The organism is Haloarcula ordinaria (genome assembly GCF_029338275.1).
Lineage (GTDB): Archaea > Halobacteriota > Halobacteria > Halobacteriales > Haloarculaceae > Haloarcula > Haloarcula ordinaria.
In genome coordinates this window covers 214,514-231,075 of sequence record NZ_CP119790.1, presented here as the reverse complement: position 1 = coordinate 231,075, position 16,562 = coordinate 214,514, and the positions used below count along the sequence as shown (strand labels likewise).

General features: G+C 59.3%; 14 protein-coding genes and 1 pseudogene. 7 read left to right on the top strand and 8 right to left on the bottom strand.

Features of this window, described 5'->3' with window-relative positions; all coding sequences use genetic code 11:
• Positions 1-30: 30 nt before the first annotated feature.
• Complete coding sequence (locus P1L41_RS17935; protein ID WP_276298532.1) at positions 31-522, bottom strand: eukaryotic release factor 1 family protein; 492 nt, start codon at positions 520-522, stop codon at positions 31-33.
• A 67-nt stretch (positions 523-589) separates the two neighbouring features.
• Here P1L41_RS17935 and P1L41_RS17930 point away from each other — a divergent pair, with 67 nt between their 5' ends.
• Positions 590-1,399: a mechanosensitive ion channel family protein gene (locus P1L41_RS17930; protein WP_276298531.1), complete on the top strand. Its 810-nt coding sequence runs from the start codon at positions 590-592 to the stop codon at positions 1,397-1,399.
• Positions 1,399-2,592, top strand: coding sequence for a site-2 protease family protein (locus tag P1L41_RS17925; protein ID WP_276298530.1), 1,194 nt, complete (start codon positions 1,399-1,401; stop codon positions 2,590-2,592). The genes P1L41_RS17930 and P1L41_RS17925 overlap by 1 nt, the downstream gene beginning before the upstream one ends.
• Before the next feature lie 149 nt (positions 2,593-2,741).
• On the opposite strand, the gene P1L41_RS17920 is transcribed toward P1L41_RS17925, so the two are convergent.
• Complete coding sequence (locus tag P1L41_RS17920; RefSeq protein ID WP_276298529.1) at positions 2,742-3,143, bottom strand: hypothetical protein; 402 nt, start codon at positions 3,141-3,143, stop codon at positions 2,742-2,744.
• A gap of 578 nt (positions 3,144-3,721) precedes the next feature.
• Between P1L41_RS17920 and P1L41_RS17915 the strand changes: the two are divergent.
• Positions 3,722-4,663: pseudogene (locus tag P1L41_RS17915) on the top strand (cation:proton antiporter domain-containing protein); the annotation flags it as partial.
• Between the two features lie 239 nt (positions 4,664-4,902).
• Here P1L41_RS17915 and P1L41_RS17910 read toward each other — a convergent pair.
• The 3 genes from P1L41_RS17910 to P1L41_RS17900 all read right to left on the bottom strand — a co-directional run bounded on the left by P1L41_RS17910 (position 4,903) and on the right by P1L41_RS17900 (position 8,757).
• Positions 4,903-5,319: a DUF7567 family protein gene (locus P1L41_RS17910; protein ID WP_276298769.1), complete on the bottom strand. Its 417-nt coding sequence runs from the start codon at positions 5,317-5,319 to the stop codon at positions 4,903-4,905.
• A 49-nt stretch (positions 5,320-5,368) separates the two neighbouring features.
• Positions 5,369-6,709 (bottom strand): hemolysin family protein, encoded by a 1,341-nt coding sequence (locus tag P1L41_RS17905; protein WP_276298528.1) that lies wholly within the window; start codon positions 6,707-6,709, stop codon positions 5,369-5,371.
• A gap of 86 nt (positions 6,710-6,795) precedes the next feature.
• The gene (locus P1L41_RS17900) at positions 6,796-8,757 is read right to left on the bottom strand and encodes an SLC13 family permease (protein WP_276298527.1); all 1,962 of its coding nucleotides are present in this window, start codon (positions 8,755-8,757) and stop codon (positions 6,796-6,798) included.
• Positions 8,758-9,135: 378 nt separating this feature from the next.
• Between P1L41_RS17900 and P1L41_RS17895 the strand changes: the two genes are divergently transcribed.
• Positions 9,136-10,497, top strand: a complete 1,362-nt coding sequence (locus tag P1L41_RS17895; protein ID WP_276298526.1) for an NAD-dependent succinate-semialdehyde dehydrogenase — start codon at positions 9,136-9,138, stop codon at positions 10,495-10,497.
• A complete protein-coding gene (locus P1L41_RS17890; RefSeq protein ID WP_276298525.1) occupies positions 10,494-12,074 on the top strand; it encodes an acetolactate synthase large subunit in 1,581 nt (526 codons plus the stop codon). Before P1L41_RS17895 ends, P1L41_RS17890 begins: the two co-directional genes overlap by 4 nt.
• A gap of 94 nt (positions 12,075-12,168) precedes the next feature.
• Here P1L41_RS17890 and P1L41_RS17885 read toward each other — a convergent pair whose 3' ends face one another.
• Both P1L41_RS17885 and P1L41_RS17880 read right to left on the bottom strand, forming a co-directional pair.
• Positions 12,169-12,414 (bottom strand): PRC-barrel domain containing protein, encoded by a 246-nt coding sequence (locus P1L41_RS17885; protein WP_276298524.1) that lies wholly within the window; start codon positions 12,412-12,414, stop codon positions 12,169-12,171.
• Positions 12,415-12,670: 256 nt separating this feature from the next.
• Positions 12,671-13,408, bottom strand: a complete 738-nt coding sequence (locus P1L41_RS17880) for a hypothetical protein (RefSeq protein ID WP_276298523.1) — start codon at positions 13,406-13,408, stop codon at positions 12,671-12,673.
• A 384-nt stretch (positions 13,409-13,792) separates the two neighbouring features.
• Between P1L41_RS17880 and P1L41_RS17875 the strand changes: the two genes are divergently transcribed.
• On the top strand, positions 13,793-14,596 hold the full coding sequence (locus P1L41_RS17875; protein WP_276298768.1) for an HpcH/HpaI aldolase family protein: 804 nt from the start codon (positions 13,793-13,795) through the stop codon (positions 14,594-14,596).
• A gap of 59 nt (positions 14,597-14,655) precedes the next feature.
• On the opposite strand, the gene P1L41_RS17870 is transcribed toward P1L41_RS17875, so the two are convergent.
• A complete protein-coding gene (locus P1L41_RS17870; RefSeq protein ID WP_276298522.1) occupies positions 14,656-15,243 on the bottom strand; it encodes an amphi-Trp domain-containing protein in 588 nt (195 codons plus the stop codon).
• A 152-nt stretch (positions 15,244-15,395) separates the two neighbouring features.
• Between P1L41_RS17870 and P1L41_RS17865 the strand changes: the two genes are divergently transcribed.
• Positions 15,396-16,547, top strand: a complete 1,152-nt coding sequence (locus P1L41_RS17865; protein WP_276298521.1) for a sodium:calcium antiporter — start codon at positions 15,396-15,398, stop codon at positions 16,545-16,547.
• The last annotated feature ends 15 nt before the right edge of the window (positions 16,548-16,562 follow it).

The window sequence follows — 16,562 nt, the reverse complement described above, 5'->3', positions numbered from 1 at the left end:
CGACAGCTATGGCGTCCAAAACTACTCGGCTTAGTTGATCGGAAACCGAAGGAGTGCTCCAAGGCCTCCGAATGCAGTATCGAACTGGGCACCTCGATCTGTGTCAGTCGACACAACGAGACACTCACCGCCTTGATCGGTCGTCGCTTCCTCCAGCTCACGAATCTCCGCTGGTGGCCGTGCGTCGGAAACGAGGAGGACGTCGACCGCTCCGTAGTCAAGAGCGGTTTGCATTTCCTCAGCACCGTAAGCGACATCTCCACCCTGTCCCAGCGCGGTGAAGAACCGATCGAGGGCTTCCCGTTCCCGTCGGCGCTCGGCATCAGACAGTACGTCCTCGGCACGCCCAACGAGCTGCGAGAGACCCTGCTTGGTCGCGTACTCAATCGGATAGACGCCTAGTATGTGGTCCCGCAACTCGTGGTGGAGATAGTCACCCTGCTGGAACTCGTCGACGGTGATCGTCGTCCCCCCGTCGAAATTCGCTTTGCCAGCCATCCCCAGGCCGGGTTTGTAACTCACATAATGAAAACTCCCGTGGTAGTGAAAATGTCGCCTCTTCATGGCTCTGAAGGCCGATATCGTAATCATGCTACAATCGTACGTGCTCCAACTAGGAGTTCCGGCGTTCCTCGAGGAGACGGTTGCGGAGATCGTAGCGGTTCTCCCCCGGCTGGTCGGAGCGCTCCTGGTCCTCCTGATCGGCTGGGTCCTCGGAGTTGCCGTCGCCAAGGTGGTTCGGAAGGTAGCGGACCGGGTCGAACTCGACCGGATGGTACTCGAAACGCCGATTGGACGCATTCTTGGGGGAACCGAGACTGCCGTCTCGAACGCGTTCGGGACGCTCGCGAAGTGGTTCGTCTATGCGCTGGCGATCCTCGCCGCCGCAAACGTGCTTTCGATTTCGCTGCTGTCGGAGTGGATCTCGACGGCGACCTCGTATCTACCGGCGTTCATCGCCGGACTGTTAGTAGTCGTCCTCGGGTTCGTCGTCGCGGACTTCATCGGTGACGCCATCATGCGGACCCGGGCAGCCACCCAGACCGAGTATACCTCGTGGTTCGCGCAGGGCACGCGGATGTTCCTCTACTTCACGGCGATCGTGATCGGACTCGACACGATGGGCGTCGACGTCGGCATCCTGTTCGTCTTCGCCAACGCGTTAGCGTGGGGACTCGCCGCGGCCGTCGCGATCGGCGTCGGCATCGCTGTGGGATGGGGCGGCCACACCTACGTTGCAGAGAACATCGACCGCTGGATGGGACGTGCATCCGCCGGGACGCCGACGCCGCATCACTCGCCCCAGGCCGACGGCGGTGAGGAGAGCGAAGCGAGGCGAGCCTCATCGGACATCCAGTCCGATGGCGGTGAGCAGAATTCCCCCGACGGCGGAGAGTAATGCGTAGCTATCGACTCACCAGCGTCTGGGGCATCCCAATCCGGATCAACATCTCCCTGATTGTCTTTCTTCCCATCCTCGCGTGGTTGATCGGAAGTGGGCAGCAGATCGCCCTCTACGCTGGAATCATCGATGGGTTGGCCGGGTCGACACTCGACGTTGCCGTCCTGCGCCAGGGCGCGACGCCCTGGCTGATCGGCGCTGTTGCGGCACTCGGTTTGTTCGTGAGCGTGACCATCCACGAGTTGGGTCACTCGTGGGTCGCGCTCCGGTACGGACTGACCATCGAGTCGATCACGCTCTGGATCTTCGGCGGTGTTGCGAGCATGACGTCAATGCCGCGCGAGTGGAACCGCGAATTCTGGATCGCCATCGCCGGCCCTATCACGAGCGTCCTGCTCGGCGTCGTTTGTTACATCCTGTTGCAGGTCATCCCCGCGTCGCTTCCCATTGTACTGTTCGTCGTCGGCTGGCTCGCCGTCGTGAACGTGACGCTCGCCATCTTCAACCTCGTTCCGGCGTTCCCGATGGATGGCGGGCGGGTCTTTCGAGCGCTGCTCGCTCGGACACGCCCGTACGGGCAGGCCACCCGGATCGCCGCACGTGTTGGCGTCATATTCGCCATAGTGTTCGCCGTGATCGGCGTGTTCTCGTTCAACGTCATCCTCCTGTTCGTCGCCCTGTTCATCTACGGAGCGGCGACCTCCGAGTCACGCACGACGGCACTCGAAGATTTGCTCGTCGGAGTCACTGTCGCGGACATTATGACGCCCGAGTCACGCACCATCTCGGCCACCTCGACGGTCGCCGAGTTCGTCGACAAAATGCTCGTCGACCGGCGGACCGAGTTCGGCGTCACCGATGAGACGGGCGCCACTGTCGGTATCGTCTCGCTGCAACACCTGAAAGACGTCGACCAGCGCAACCGTGCAACCACTCCGGTTGCCGACGTGATGGTCGAAGAGCCGCTAACCGTGCAGGCGACGACGGACGCCTTCGACGCACTCGTCGAACTCGGCACCACGAAGTCATCGTACGCCCTCGTCGAGGAGGACGGCGCAATCGTCGGGATCCTCTCGCAGGGCGATTACGCGAGTGCACTCGAATTACGGCGGGGTATTGGTACGGTTAGCGAGCGCGATCAGTCTCTGCCGATGACTGGGGCCGGCGACGTGACTGCCTCCGGGCGGTAGTGTGGACATGAGTTCGAGCCTCCCATAGCACACCACATCATGTCTATTCGAGCGGATCAAGCCTCACCCCGTTTATTATCCACTACCGTTATTTCCGCGTCTCCGTCACCCTCGTCGACTGCGGGCTATAGATCCCGTACACGGTCGCGCTAGAACTCGTCATATCCCTCTCCGCCACCCAGTACAGTGGACTCGCCCGCCGCTACTAGGTCGACCTTGAGGTCGATCTCCTCCAGAAGCCGCTCACCGATGTCGTCATTGATGACACCGGCCCGAATCGCGTCTTTCACGGCGTTTTTCTCCTCCTGTAGGACGCGTCGCTCGCTCACCAGAAGCTGCTCGCGTTCGACTTCTGGGTATTCAGAGCGGAGCGTCGAGATAACTGCTCGCAGCTGTTCTGTCTCACGTTGGTACTCGGTGGTGAATGCCTCGTACATCGCCGTCGGAACGTCATCATCCTGGTGAAGTCGAGCAACGGCGTCTAGTGCGGCGTCTATGGCTCGTTCCCGCCCCAGCAGGAGTTCGTACACCTCCTCGACTTCCGAGGTCATACTCCTAGTACGACCGTTAGATGAATCAACGTTCGTACGACTCCCCCCAGTCGGATGTGGTGACGTTAGCGCACTATCTCGGGAAAACGGTTCATCTCAAACGCGGACCTCTCAGAAGAACGCGATCCCGAGGACCGTAACGATCGAGAGCAGGAACTGTATCGAGAATGAGGGAAACCAGCTGCTACGTAGGATGGTGCACCGACACTTCTCTCTTGCTCGTACCATTCAAGCAGACGGAGGTACCAGGGGTACAGTAGAGAGCAAACGACTCATGGTCGAGACAACCGCTGTTGTATTGGGAGTGCTCGTCTCCTTCGTAATTGCTATCGGTGTCCGGTTTCTGGCAAATCGAGTCACGTTCCCATACACCGTTTTACTTGTCACAGTCGGATTCACATTGACGATTTTTCCTCTGCAGACGTATCTCGGCTTCAGCCTCGACCCTCTGTTTACGCATGACACGATCCTCTTCGTATTTCTGCCCGCAATTTTGTTCTATGGCGCTGCGGAGATCGATCACGGTTTGTTTCGACGCAACTTGCTGATCATCGTAATAAACCGTTCTTGTCGGGCTTCCCGTCGCTATTATAGCAATCGGCTGGATCGGCGCGAAGCTCTTCGGAATCGCGCTGTTAATCATGCTATTATTTGGAGCGATGGCCTATCCGATAAATCCCGTTGCCGTCCTCTCACTATTTGAGGAATCAGGAGCTCCACCACGATTAGCGGTTCTTGTTGAGGGGGAGAGCCTTCTCGATGATGGACTTGCTATCGTTTTGTTCTCGGCGGTGTTAGCACTCGTACGTGAGGCTAGCCCCACGGATCTTACTGGAACGGGGCTCTTCTCGTTCGGCCGGTTGGGGGCATTCATGACTAATTTTCTTATTGTGAGTCTCGGTGGTATTCTCGTCGGTGTTGGAATTGGATACGCCACGTACCGAACACAACGGGTAGTGAACGACAAGACGAATCTCTTCATGATTTCGGTCGTTGGGGTCTACGGGGGCTTCTACCTCGCGGAACACGTGCTCCACGTAAGTGGAATTCTCGCCACGGTAATCACAGGCATCGTCCTGGGAATATTCTCCAGACAGTATGCACTGAGTGAGGAGAACCTCGAGTTTCTAGGGGAGATCTGGGAGAAGATCGTCTTCCTGTCTGAAACGATGCTGTTCGTCGCCATCGGCATCGAGGTCTCGTCAATCCAGGTGCTCAGGACCCTTCCGGTCGTGTTAACTACTCTTCTTCTTCTGATTGGTGTCCGTGCTGGCGTCATCTACGGGATCGTGAATCTCTTGAACCAGGTGATTAAGGACCCCGTCCCCGTAAACTATCAGCACGTTATAATCTGGGGTGGCATGCACGGCGTGATACCGATCGCTCTCGCGCTCAGTCTCGGACCCTCCGTTCCCTTCGAAAGTCAGCTCAGGTCGGCGGTGTTTGGAGTTGTCATCGCAAGCATGATCATCCAGGGACTGTCGATGACAAGTGTACTCAAATCGATCGGTGTGACCTAACCCTGTGAGGAGGATCGAATGGACACCGTCTTTCTCTCGCTTTAGCCCCACTCTTTGGGCCCGTTAGTGTCAAGACTGGCGCTGATTCTAAGGTCACCTTATCGTGGGAGATTAGTGCATATCCCCCTTTGCGTGCCGATCTGCCTTGTGTTCAGTTGAGACATTTACCGTGTTTCATACGTACCCTGCATTCAACACGGCCGCTGAAACCTATTATTAAATGAATATTCAATAAGGATCTACGCCAGGTGCGACACCTCTGATGGTTCCTTGATGTCGTCGAACTCTCCGCGCTCCACAGGGTCCCAGTCCTCACCTGGCTCCGGACTCCACCAATCGACATCGTAAGCATCTGGTGCGCCGAGGATCTTCACCCGCGCCGATCCATCCGGAAGATCGCGACACAGTTTCTCGTCGACGTGGAGGATCCAGATCGTGGCGGTATCGAAGCAGGCGAGCACGGCCTCCTCGTAGCCGCGTGTCTCTCGGGACTCTTGGAGTTCGACCTGCGTGTTGCAGTTCTTGCAGAACACCCCCTCGAAGGGAACGTGGGTAAAGACCTCCTGCCCGCAGACGGGACACCAGAGGAACTCGAACAGTGCCTCATTATGTCGGTCAACTATTTCAAGACTCTTTGTCGAGTATGCCCCGCTCAGCCGGACCACCCTCTTGTGCCCCGTTTAAAAACCACCGCTTTCGATCCGATTATTCTTCCGCAGTCTCCGTCTGAGATGTCCCAGGTGTCTGGATTACGAGGCGTTCGATTCGTGCGTTGTCGACGGCGTCGACACGAAAGACGTGTCCCTGCTGGTCGATTTGGTCACCGACCTCAGGTTCTCGTCCAAGCTGGCTAAAGACGAATCCGCCAATCGTCTCAACTTGGTCGGTCTCGAACGTGGCGCCGAGCTGTTCGTTCACGTCTTGGACAGGAACGCCACCGTCGACAACGTACGTTCCGTCATCTCGCTGCTCGATAGCGGGGGCCTGTGGTGCAGTGTCGAATTCGTCTCGAATGTCGCCGACGATCTCCTCAAGGATGTCCTCAATGGTCACGATTCCCTCGAAAACGCCCCATTCGTCGATGACGACGGCAATCTGGCCACCACCATACGTCTGAAACTCTGCGAGAATTGCGTCGATCCGTCGCGTCTCCGGTACTACCAGGACTTCTCGTGCGAGGTCCCGTGCAGTGATTGAGTCGTGATCGGCTTCGGTTTCGCTCGCCTGGAGGATGTCTTTCGCGTGGACGAACCCAATTGGCTGGTCCCCGTCTTCGTCGAGGACGATGTATCGAGTGTAGGTCCCGCTGGCGGCAACCGCACGAAGTTCTGAAAGCGCCATCGAGGCGGACACGGTTTCCACGTCGGGGCGTGGCACCATGATCTCCCGGGCGAGCGTGTCGCCGAGGTCGAAGACGCTCTCGATCATCTCGACCTCATCAAGGTCGACGTGTCCTGTTTCCTCGGCGCGCGTGAGAATCATCAGGATCTCTTCCTCGGAATGGGTTTCTTCGCTTTCGGACGCTGGCGACACGCCGACGAGGCTGGTGAAGTAGTTCGCGGTGCCGTTGAAAACGACGAGGCCGGGCAGGAACAGGTAGTAACAGAACTTCATGAACGGCGCAACGAGGAGCGCCACCCGTTCGGCCTCCTGGATAGCAAAGGTCTTCGGTGCGAGTTCGCCGAACACGACGTGGAGAAACGTGATGGAGCCGAATCCCAGCGCGAACGCCACCAGATGAATCACGCCTGCAGGTAGCAGTTCCCCGAGAATGGGTTCGATGAGCGCTGCGACAGCCGGCTCACCGATCCACCCGAGGCCGAGTGAGGAGAGCGTAATCCCGAGCTGGCTGACGGCGAGATAACCGTCGAGGTTCTCGATGGCATCCTGTACCAGTCCTGCACCGGGTTTCCCGCGGTCGACGAGCGCGTTCACCCGGGTCGGCCGGATTTTTACGAACGCGAATTCGGCGGCGACGAACACCCCATTCATGACCACGAGGAAGAACGCGAGGAACAACCCACCGATAGAGATCAACTCGACCATACACCGGTATTGGCGTGTGGGGGCCTTGTAGGGGGCGGCTGCTGTCGCGCCGCCTTAGCGCACGTCGCAGTCGTGATTCTGTTTCATCATAGCCCCCAGAAGAATGCGATGCCGGCCGTCGTGACGACGGTCAGGATGAGCTGGAGCGGCGCACCAACGCGCGCGAAGTCAGTGAACTTGTAGCCGCCAGGCCCATAGACCATGAGATTCGTCTGGTAGCCCACTGGGCTGAGCAGGGGCGTGCTGGCGGCGAACGTCACCGCAAGGGCGAACGCGAAGGCGTTGACGCCGAGTTGCCCCGCGACCTCGACAGCGATTGGAAGCATCAACACGACGCTCGCGTTGTTGCTCACCATCTCCGTGATGATCGCGGTGCCGATGTAGAACGTCGCGAGCATCGCAATCGGTGTGAGGACGGCACTCCCGGCCACGATGCCCGTCGCGATTAGGTCAGCCGTTCCGGACGCCTCGAACGCGATGCCGAGAGGGATGACGCCCGCGATTAGGAAGATGACATCCCAGTCGACGGCCTCGTAGGCGTCTGCGGGTCGGAGAATGCCCGAAAAGAGCATCGCGACGACGCCGGCGAGCGCGCTGACCATGATCGGGAGATACTCGAGTGCGGCCAGTCCGACGACGCCGGCAACGATGCCTAGTGCGATGGGGATCTGTGTCCGGTCGAAGTCCTTCCAGCGTCTGTCACTGGAGACGACGATATTGTTGTCCGCCCGGAATCGGTCGAGAACGTCTTCGCTCGTCTGGACGAGCAACACGTCACCGCCCTGCAGGCGCACGTCCCGGAGGCGCTGGCGAATCACTTCATTCCCCCGGCGAACCGCAAGCACTGTCGCGTCGTAGTCGCGTTCGAATCCGACAACGCCGTCCCGTCTGTTCAACCACGTCCCAGGGAGCAACACGATCTCCGTGAGCGAAATTTCATCCTCGGCTTCCTCTGATTTTTCCTTGCTCTCGTCGTCGTTCGTGTTCGGGTCGGGTGTCGCTAACGGTCGGCTCCACGCGTGGTGTTCGGGCACGAACCCGTCAGGGAGCGGTTCGTGCCCGTCCTCTGCGGCGTCGAGGAGTTCCGGCAGGAAATCGAGGTGGTCGTCGCCGATGACCTGTTCGAGCGTCTCCTGGCTCGCTCTCACGGAAAGGACGTCGCCAGCGTGGATCCGCTCGCTCGGGAGGCCGCGGACGATGCTGCGGCCGTTGCGTACGATCTCGAATACATCCAGATCGAGGTCGCCGCGCCGCAGCTCTCGAACCTGCGACCCGACGAGCTCGGAGTCCTCGTGCACGACGACGTCGGTCAGGTAGTCGGCCATCCCGAACTGGTCTGTGGGGGATCCTTCGGCGGTGATCCGGGCGGGTGTGAGGTATCGCCCAACGGTCAGTAGATAGACGATGCCGACAGCCAGTACGACGGCCCCCAGTTGTGTGAACTCAAACAGCGAGAACGGCTCGCCGGTCGGACCGACCTGCGCCCAGATATCGCTCGCAAGCAGGTTCGTCGACGTCCCGATGACGGTGAGAGTCCCGCCCATCATCGACGCGAACGACAGCGGAATCAGCAGCTTCGACGGCGAGGTCCCGGTCTTCCGAGCGAGGTTCGTGACGGCGGGGATGAGTACGGCGACGATGGGCGTGTTGTTAACGAAGCCCGCCGATGGGCCGGCCAGTCCGACCGTCGCGAGGAGCTGTCGTGACTCGCTGTCTCCCGCGAACGACTCCATCTTCTGGGTGAGGATCTGGATGACGCCGGTCTGTCGCACTCCCTCGCTGAGGATGAACATCGCCAGCACAGTGAGCGTCGCGGGGTTCGAGAAGCCTGACACGCCCTCTTCTGGGGAGACACCTGTCCACGGACCGAGGAGGATGAGCGCGACCATCAGCGCGATGGCAGTCGTATCGATCGAGACTGGCTGGAGGACGAACAGGATGAGCGCGATGGCAACGACAGCGAGCACGACGAACACATCGATCGAGACCGGCAGCTGCTGAAGGAGTGCCGGCGTCGCCAGTGCGAGGGTGTACAATCCGTCCGTCACAGAATCAATTATGTATGAGTTGCGGTGGAGTCTACATAGTAGTACGGCTCTCGCCGCTGCGTCACCGAGCCCAGGTGGCGTCCGTCGGCCTCCGGACATCCGTGAGGATAGAACGCATCCTCACGGTCTTCATCACAACCGTGACCGGCGTCCTCGGGCATTTTATTTTCCTCGGACTGGCACAGACCGCACTCCTCTGACCGAGACATCGTCTTCTCCAGGACCGTAAACTCGCTTGAATGCTCCGGCATCGGGACTGAACGGCCCCTTAGCGCTCAACATGGCCGGTATCTCGCCGCCGCGCAGTCCGCTCCGCTGACGTGCAGGAGCCGGTGGCACCCTGTGAGTTAACCTCTTTCACGCCCAATCTACAACGACATGGATGTAGTCGACCCGTCGACTGGCGAGCGAATCGAATCGTACGCGGAGCACACCCAATCGAGGGTCGAAGAAGCTCTCGACCAGGCGAATGCAGCTTTCCATGACTGGCGCCGCCGGCCGGTTCGGGAGCGCGAAGAACTGCTTGCAGCCGCCGGTGAAGTCCTGCGTGCGAACAAGTACAAGTACGCCGAAACGATGACTCGGGAGATGGGTAAACCGATCTCGCAAGCTATCGCAGAGGTCGAAAAGTGTGCGTGGGGCTGTGATCACTACGCGGAACATGCGAGTGCGTACCTGGAGCCCGAGGGCCACCTTAGCCCACCGGGAGCGGCAGTCGAGACCGTTTACGAGCCACTGGGACCAATACTCGCAGTAATGCCGTGGAACTTCCCGTTCTGGCAGGTATTCAGATTTGCCGCCCCCTCGCTGACGGCGGGGAACGTCGGGCTGCTGAAACACGCGTCGAACGTCCCCGGCTGTTCGATGGCAATCGAGGAGGTGTTTCGCGAGGCTGGCTACCCCGAGGGGGTCTTCCAGTCACTGCTGATTCCGTCGGATCTCGTCGACGGGATCCTCGCGGACGACCGCATCCGAGCCGCAACACTGACCGGAAGTGGACCGGCTGGGAGGGCTGTCGCGTCGACAGCGGGCGAGCACCTCAAAAAGACTGTGCTGGAACTCGGCGGAAGCGACCCGTTCATCGTCCTCGACGACGCCGATATCTCGGCCGCCGCCGAGACCGGCACGTGGGCGCGAAACCAGAACGGTGGGCAGTCATGTATCGCAGCCAAGCGATTCATCGTTCACACGGACGTGTACCAGGCGTTCCTCGACAAGTTCACCGAAGCGGTCTCGTCACTCACGGTTGGCGATCCGATGGACGAGGAGACCGACGTCGGCCCCCAGGCCCGTCAAGATCTCCTGGAAGACCTCCACAGACAGGTCGAGGCGAGCGTCGAGGCGGGTGCACGGGTCGTCACGGGAGGTGAACCCCTCGATCGGCAGGGTGCGTACTACCCCCCGACGATCCTCGCCGATGTCCCCGAGGGCTGTCCGGCCGACAGTGAGGAGACGTTCGGGCCCGTCGCCGCCGTCTATGAGGTCCCAGACGAGGACGCGGCGATCGTGAAAGCGAACGATACCGAGTTCGGTCTGGGTGCGAGCATCTGGACCGAAGACCGCGAGCGCGGCGAGCGCCTCGCTCGACAGATCGACGCTGGGAACGTTTACGTGAATCAGCTGGTGAAGTCCGATCCACGGGTCCCGTTTGGCGGGGTCAAGGAATCTGGCTACGGCCGCGAACTCTCGAATGCGGGCATCATGGAGTTCGTCAATCGCAAGACAGTCTGGGTGGAATGATGAAGGCATCCGATCTCCTCGTCAGCTGCCTCGAAACAGAGGGTGTCGAGTACGTGTTCGGTCTCCCGGGAGAGGAACTCGAAGATCTGCTGTTCTCACTCCGAGATTCAGATGTCCAGTTCATCCCGGTGCGACACGAACAGGGTGCGGCGTTTATGGCCGACGTCCACGGCCGATTGACAGGCGAAGCCGGTGTCTGCCTCTCCACGCTGGGGCCAGGTGCCACGAATCTTCTCACTGGCGTCGCAGACGCCCATCTCGACAAGTCTCCACTTGTCGCGATTACGGGACAGGGTGGGCTCGAACGCCTCCACCAGGAGAGCCACCAAGCCCTCGATATCGTCCACATGTTCGAGCCGGTCGTGAAGTGGAACACACAGATCACCGAGGCCGAGATCATTCCGGAGTCAGTACGCAAGGCGTTCAAGCTCGCCGAGTACGAGAAACCCGGTGCGACCCATCTCGAGTTTCCTGAAGACGTGGCAGCACAAGAGGTCGACGCGGAGGCCCTCCCAACTCGGCCACGTGTGCGACGGGCTGCCCCCGACGAGCGGTCGCTCGACCACGCCGCCGAACTTCTCGAGAACGCAGATTCCCCGCTGGTGTTAGCCGGTAACGGTGCCGTCCGAACGTCAACGGCTAACCAGTTGCGCGAACTGATCGACCACGCTGGGATGCCCGTTGTCGCGACATACATGGGAAAAGGAGCGGTCTCAGATCGTCTCGATAATTCGCTGATGACACTCGGTTCTGGACCGGAATCCGAGGCGTCAACGGCAATCTTCCAGGCCGATTGTGTACTTGCAGTCGGCTATGACATCGCTGAGCACGACCCTCGCTCGTGGAACACTGACCTCGATAAGGCCATCATCCACGTCGACCACGAACCTGCAGAAGTATACCGACACTACAATCCGGACGTGGAAATTGTCGCGGACATCTCGACCGTCCTCCGAGAGCTACGGATGCATCTCGATTCAGCGCCTGGGCCGGAGTGGTGTCAGGACCTGCGCGAGCGGATCGTCGCGAGCGTGCAACGAAAACCCGAGTCAGACGACCCGTTCTCGGTTGAACGAACGCTCCCGTTTCTCCGGGAAGCGATGGCTGACGAAGACATTCTGATCTCCGATGTCGGGAGTCACAAGATGGCGATCGCACAGAGTTTTCCCACCTACGAACCCACCACGTGCATCATCTCGAACGGGTTGGCAAGTATGGGAATCGCCGTCCCTGGCGGGATTGCTGCCGATCTCGCGACCGCTACGAACGTCGTCGTTGCGACCGGTGATGGTGGGTTTCTAATGAATGCGGCCGAGATCGAGACGGCCACCCGCCTCAACCTCGGATATACGATCATCGTGTTCAACGACGACGACTACGGCCTTATTTCAGAGAATCAGGTCACACATACCGGTGAACACTTTGGAACCGAACTGACGAACCCTGACTTCGAGCGATTTGCCGAGAGCTTCGGGATCGACAGCTACCGGCCAGAGACGTGGTCCGAGGTCGAGACCGTTCTAGAGAGTGTTGTTCCTGCGAACGAGATGTCCCTGGTCGAAATCACGCTTGGGTAGTACGGAGGGCTATTCCTCTCCATCCCGTATCAAGCTACGTCTGACAATCCACCACGACGTAAAAAGGAGTCCGCGCTCTGGTGGGTGAGTTGGCCTAAAACTCGTCTTTGAGTCGAACCTCGTCGTCGGTTACTGTGTGTATGCGGCTCTTCTCCAGGGGATAATCGTCCTGGTCGGCGTCGCCCCAGCCGAGTTTCGAGCGGATGGTATCAGCGAGGCCGGGGTCCGCATCCACGTACGCGGTACCGGATCTGACCTCCGTGACCATACCGATCTTTTCCCCGTGAGAGTCGACTACCGCTTTGCCCTCGTCGTCATCAGTTACGTGGTCTCGCTCCATTGGATCTGAGTGTATTCCCCGTGGGTGTATGGTTATAAAAGGAATATCCGAAACAGAGGGTCGATAGGACTGCGTTACACCAGTCCAGATATTCACACGTAACCGTCATCCAGAGGGCTCGACGTGTCAAAGGTACTCACGAACGGCCGCACTCCGGGGGTATGCTGTGGGATAAGCGAAATAATAGTATCATACCTGGGTAGTCACGCGGACGCCGGTTCCACTTCGATGCCGTCGCAACGTCCGTCTGGGCGGGCTAGTGATCGCGGACGCCGTCAGGCGAGGCCGCTTCACCCATTGAATTCAGCCGTTCGGCTATCGAGTCGAGATGGTCGATACCGACCACGGCGACGGTGTCGCCTTCCTCGCGGAGCCGTAAGAGTCGAGCGGTCATCTCTTCTTCGCGGGCCACATCCTCGAGTCGAGAGGCCTGTAAGCGACTCGCAGTCCGAAACGCGTTCATAAACGAGTGGGAGCGACGAACCTGCTTGCGCTCGTGGCGTGCTTGGTCGTCGGGTGCGTCCGCCCAGTCGATGTCGTGTGAGACCGGCGAGTCGACTTCCAGTCGGATCGAGGTGCGTGCGCCGACAGCCGCCGCAGCACGGCAGGCGACCGCGTGTTTCGTCGTTTCGACGGCATCCGAGACCACGTTTCGAACCGTCTGTAGCGATGGCCGTTCCCGAAGGAGGTTCCACCCCAGCCGTTGGAAGAAGCCGCCGGTTGGCCCGTCGATACCGACGGTAGTACCTGTGGCGGCAGCCTGAATCGCCGCACTCATCTCGCCGCCAAAGACAGGTGGGCATCGGTCGGTGCTTGCGTACTGCTTGAACAGCGGGATCGAAATCGGCGGCAGTTCCAATGCGATTACTTCCGGATCGAGTTCCTTGACCACTTGTCGAACGCGGTACGTACTCGCCGGATGGTCGTGGACGACGCCGACGAGTATCAATATTCCGCCATCGCTCGATATCTGGCGCACGTACTCGCCAGTCATGGGCACGGTCGCGTTCATTTTCTCGCTTCCGCTCTGGCTGTTGTCGCTGTTCGTCGTCTGGGTTCTCGTCTCGGTCCCGGTTGTCGTCTGACATCCTTTGGAATAGCCGTCCGATTCGAATAACTGTGTGGACGCTCGACGGTGTGGACTCTTTGGATACACGGTGGAGGGTGTGACAGCCTTGTCGAACCTACTCAATACCCTTCACCTTTCGAGATGAACGACGCTCCGTAACTTCGTCAGTCGTTGATAGCCGTTCTCCTGCTTGATCTTATTCGCTAGGGACGTTCGATGTCCCCCGGTGCCGAGCTTGCCACGAACGGTGAACGTAGCCTCCATCACCTGTCCAGTAGATGTTTCCCGCCCGCGTCCGAAAATACAACGATGAACCATCCAGCGTTGACGAACGACCTCGCAGCCACGTTGGAGAGCGGAGACGTTGCACTCGGCCTGCTCGACAACTCGTACAGTCCCACACTCGTGGAGGTCTACGGTGAACTCGATGTGGATTTCGTCTGGATCGATCTCGAACATGGTGGGCCGGACCCGTGGGACGCGAATCTGATGGAGGACCTACTACGTGCGGCCGAACGGACGGGCCTCGAACTACTCGTCCGACTCCCCGACACGGACCCGACGCTGGTCCGGAAGGCTCTCGACCTCGGGGCCAGGAACGTCTTTCTGCCACGCGTGGAGACGGCGACAGCGGTCCGTGAGGCAGTCAAATCCGCTCGATTCCGCTACGACGACGGACCTGGTGATCGAGGACTTGGGTCGCCCCGGGCCCGACGCTGGGGACTCGCCGACGACTACATTGCCACCGAGGACCGGGAGACTCTCGTCGGCGTGACCATTGAAACCGAGGCGTCCGTCGAAAATCTCGATGCGATCTTGGACGTCCCGGAACTGGGATTCGTCTTCATCGGCCCGCTCGACCTCTCCATATCGCTGGGCTGCCCCGGTGAAATCGACCATCAGGATGTGCAGGAAGCCGTCGAGACCATTCGTTCGAATGCCGTCGATGCAGGTGTTCCCGTCGGCGGTCTCGGATTCGGGATGGACGATGTCAACGAGAAAGCGGCGAACGGCTACCAGATGCTGAACCTCGGGAGCACGACAGGGGCGCTCCAGCAGACTGTCACTGGCTGGTTCGACGCCTACGAGGGAGAACGGTCAACGAGCGAGTAACGTGAGAACGTTCAGACCGAGTGCAATCACAATGGGCTGAACCTGCCTGCCGTTCTCCACTAGTTCGGAGGATCCTCCGTTACCTCCGCTTCTGATGCGTTCTTCATCACACTCTGGAGTCCTTTCCACGCATTGTGTTTGCGTGTGTACCCCTCGCCACTGGTTGCGATGATGTTCCCATTGCGGTGACGGAGTCGCCACCGCCATTCTTCGCCTTGGTCACGGAAGACTTCGAACCGGGCCAGTGCCTGCGATGCGTCGGCGGCACCCACGGGCACTGCTAGTTCGTCGTCTTCCTCTTCAGGGATCTCTTCGATGAGAGAGGCCCCGGATTCCTCGCCTTCTGAAGAGGGTACTGATAGTTCATCGTCTTCCTCTTCAGGGATCTCCGCGATGGGAGAGATCCCGGATTCCTCACCTTCTGGAGAGGGCCATGCTAGTTCGAGTTCCAGACTCAACTCGTCATCCTCAGCCTCGAATTCAATTTCGAGATCGATCTCCTCGGGAATAGCAACAGTGACAGCGTCTGTGCCGTCACCCAGCCGAATGGAGCCAGCTAGAATCCCATCTTCCACGCTACTCAGTACGGCTGCTATCTCCTCACGACTGGCCGTCATTTCGGACTCGTAGTCGTTTGCTTCAGCCATATCCAAGAGTACGGGAGCAGCCGTGGTAAATCATCGCAAAGCTTTCTCTTTTTCGATAACAAGGATTCCGAACCGATGGTCGATTCGGAGTGCGAGAAGCCAGCCGACTCACTGATGCCAACTATTTAGAACCCAACTTCCGAAGTCTATCTATGTTTCAATCGGTAGACGTTTTCTCGATCCCGCTGCTAAACCTCGGTTTGCTCCTCGGTGCATTTGCCCTTCTCCTCGGTGGGGCGGAGATTTTCACGAATTCAATAGAGTGGTTCGGTCACCACCTCGGCGTGAGCGAGAGCGCCACAGGGAGCATATTGGCCGCTGTCGGGACGGCGTTACCCGAAACGATGATCCCCGTTATTGCCATCATCTCGGTGATCATTGGCCGGGGTGACCAGGCCGCTGCCGACGAGATCGGCGTCGGAGCCATCCTCGGCGCACCGTTTATGCTCGCCACGATAGCGATGGCGCTGATTGGCGTGACTGTCCTCTATTTCGGCAGCCGGCGCACCGCTGGTTCGCTTCTCGAAGCTAACGTGCCGTCACTCCGACGTGACCTCTCGTTTTTCCTGGCTGGGTATTCGTTCGCAGTAGTGGCGGCATTCGTTCCATCTCGTCGTCTTCGCGTTGGTATCGCCCTCGGACTTGTCATACTGTATGTCGTGTACGTCAGGCAGACGCTCTCCGCGGGCCAACTCATCAAGGGAGAAGACCTCGATCAATTGCATCTCAAAGGATTGCTGACAGAGGGTAAACGACCGTTCCCGGCGTTCGGATCAGGATTCGTTCCTGTCGATGAGCCCCCGTTGTGGATGGTGGTCACTCAGACTGCGTTCGGACTTCTCGTGATCATTGCCGGGGCTCATCTGTTTGTGACTGAGGTAGCGTTCTTCTCATCCGAAGTGTTGGGCGTTCCAGCGGCACTGGTTGCGCTCCTGTTGGCCCCGTTGGCCACCGAACTTCCGGAGAAATTCAATTCCGGGATCTGGATCAGTGAGGGGAAGGATACCCTCGCGATCGGCAATATCACGGGCGCGATGGTGTTTCAGGGCACCCTACCGGTGACACTCGGTATTCTGTTCACCACGTGGGATCTCGGAGTCTCGTGGGGAACGATTGGATTTCTGAACACGCTGTCAGCGGTCCTCGCGCTACTCGGAGGGGGGATGGTGTTGCTTCGGACCCAGGTCATGTCTTCAAACCGAATGCGTCCACTCCCGTTTCTCGTCGCAGGGCTTCTCTATGTCGTGTTCATCACCGTCGTCATCTACCACGTCGTCGTCCTCGGGGTCGCGGCCAATCACTGAGAGATCGATAGTAGA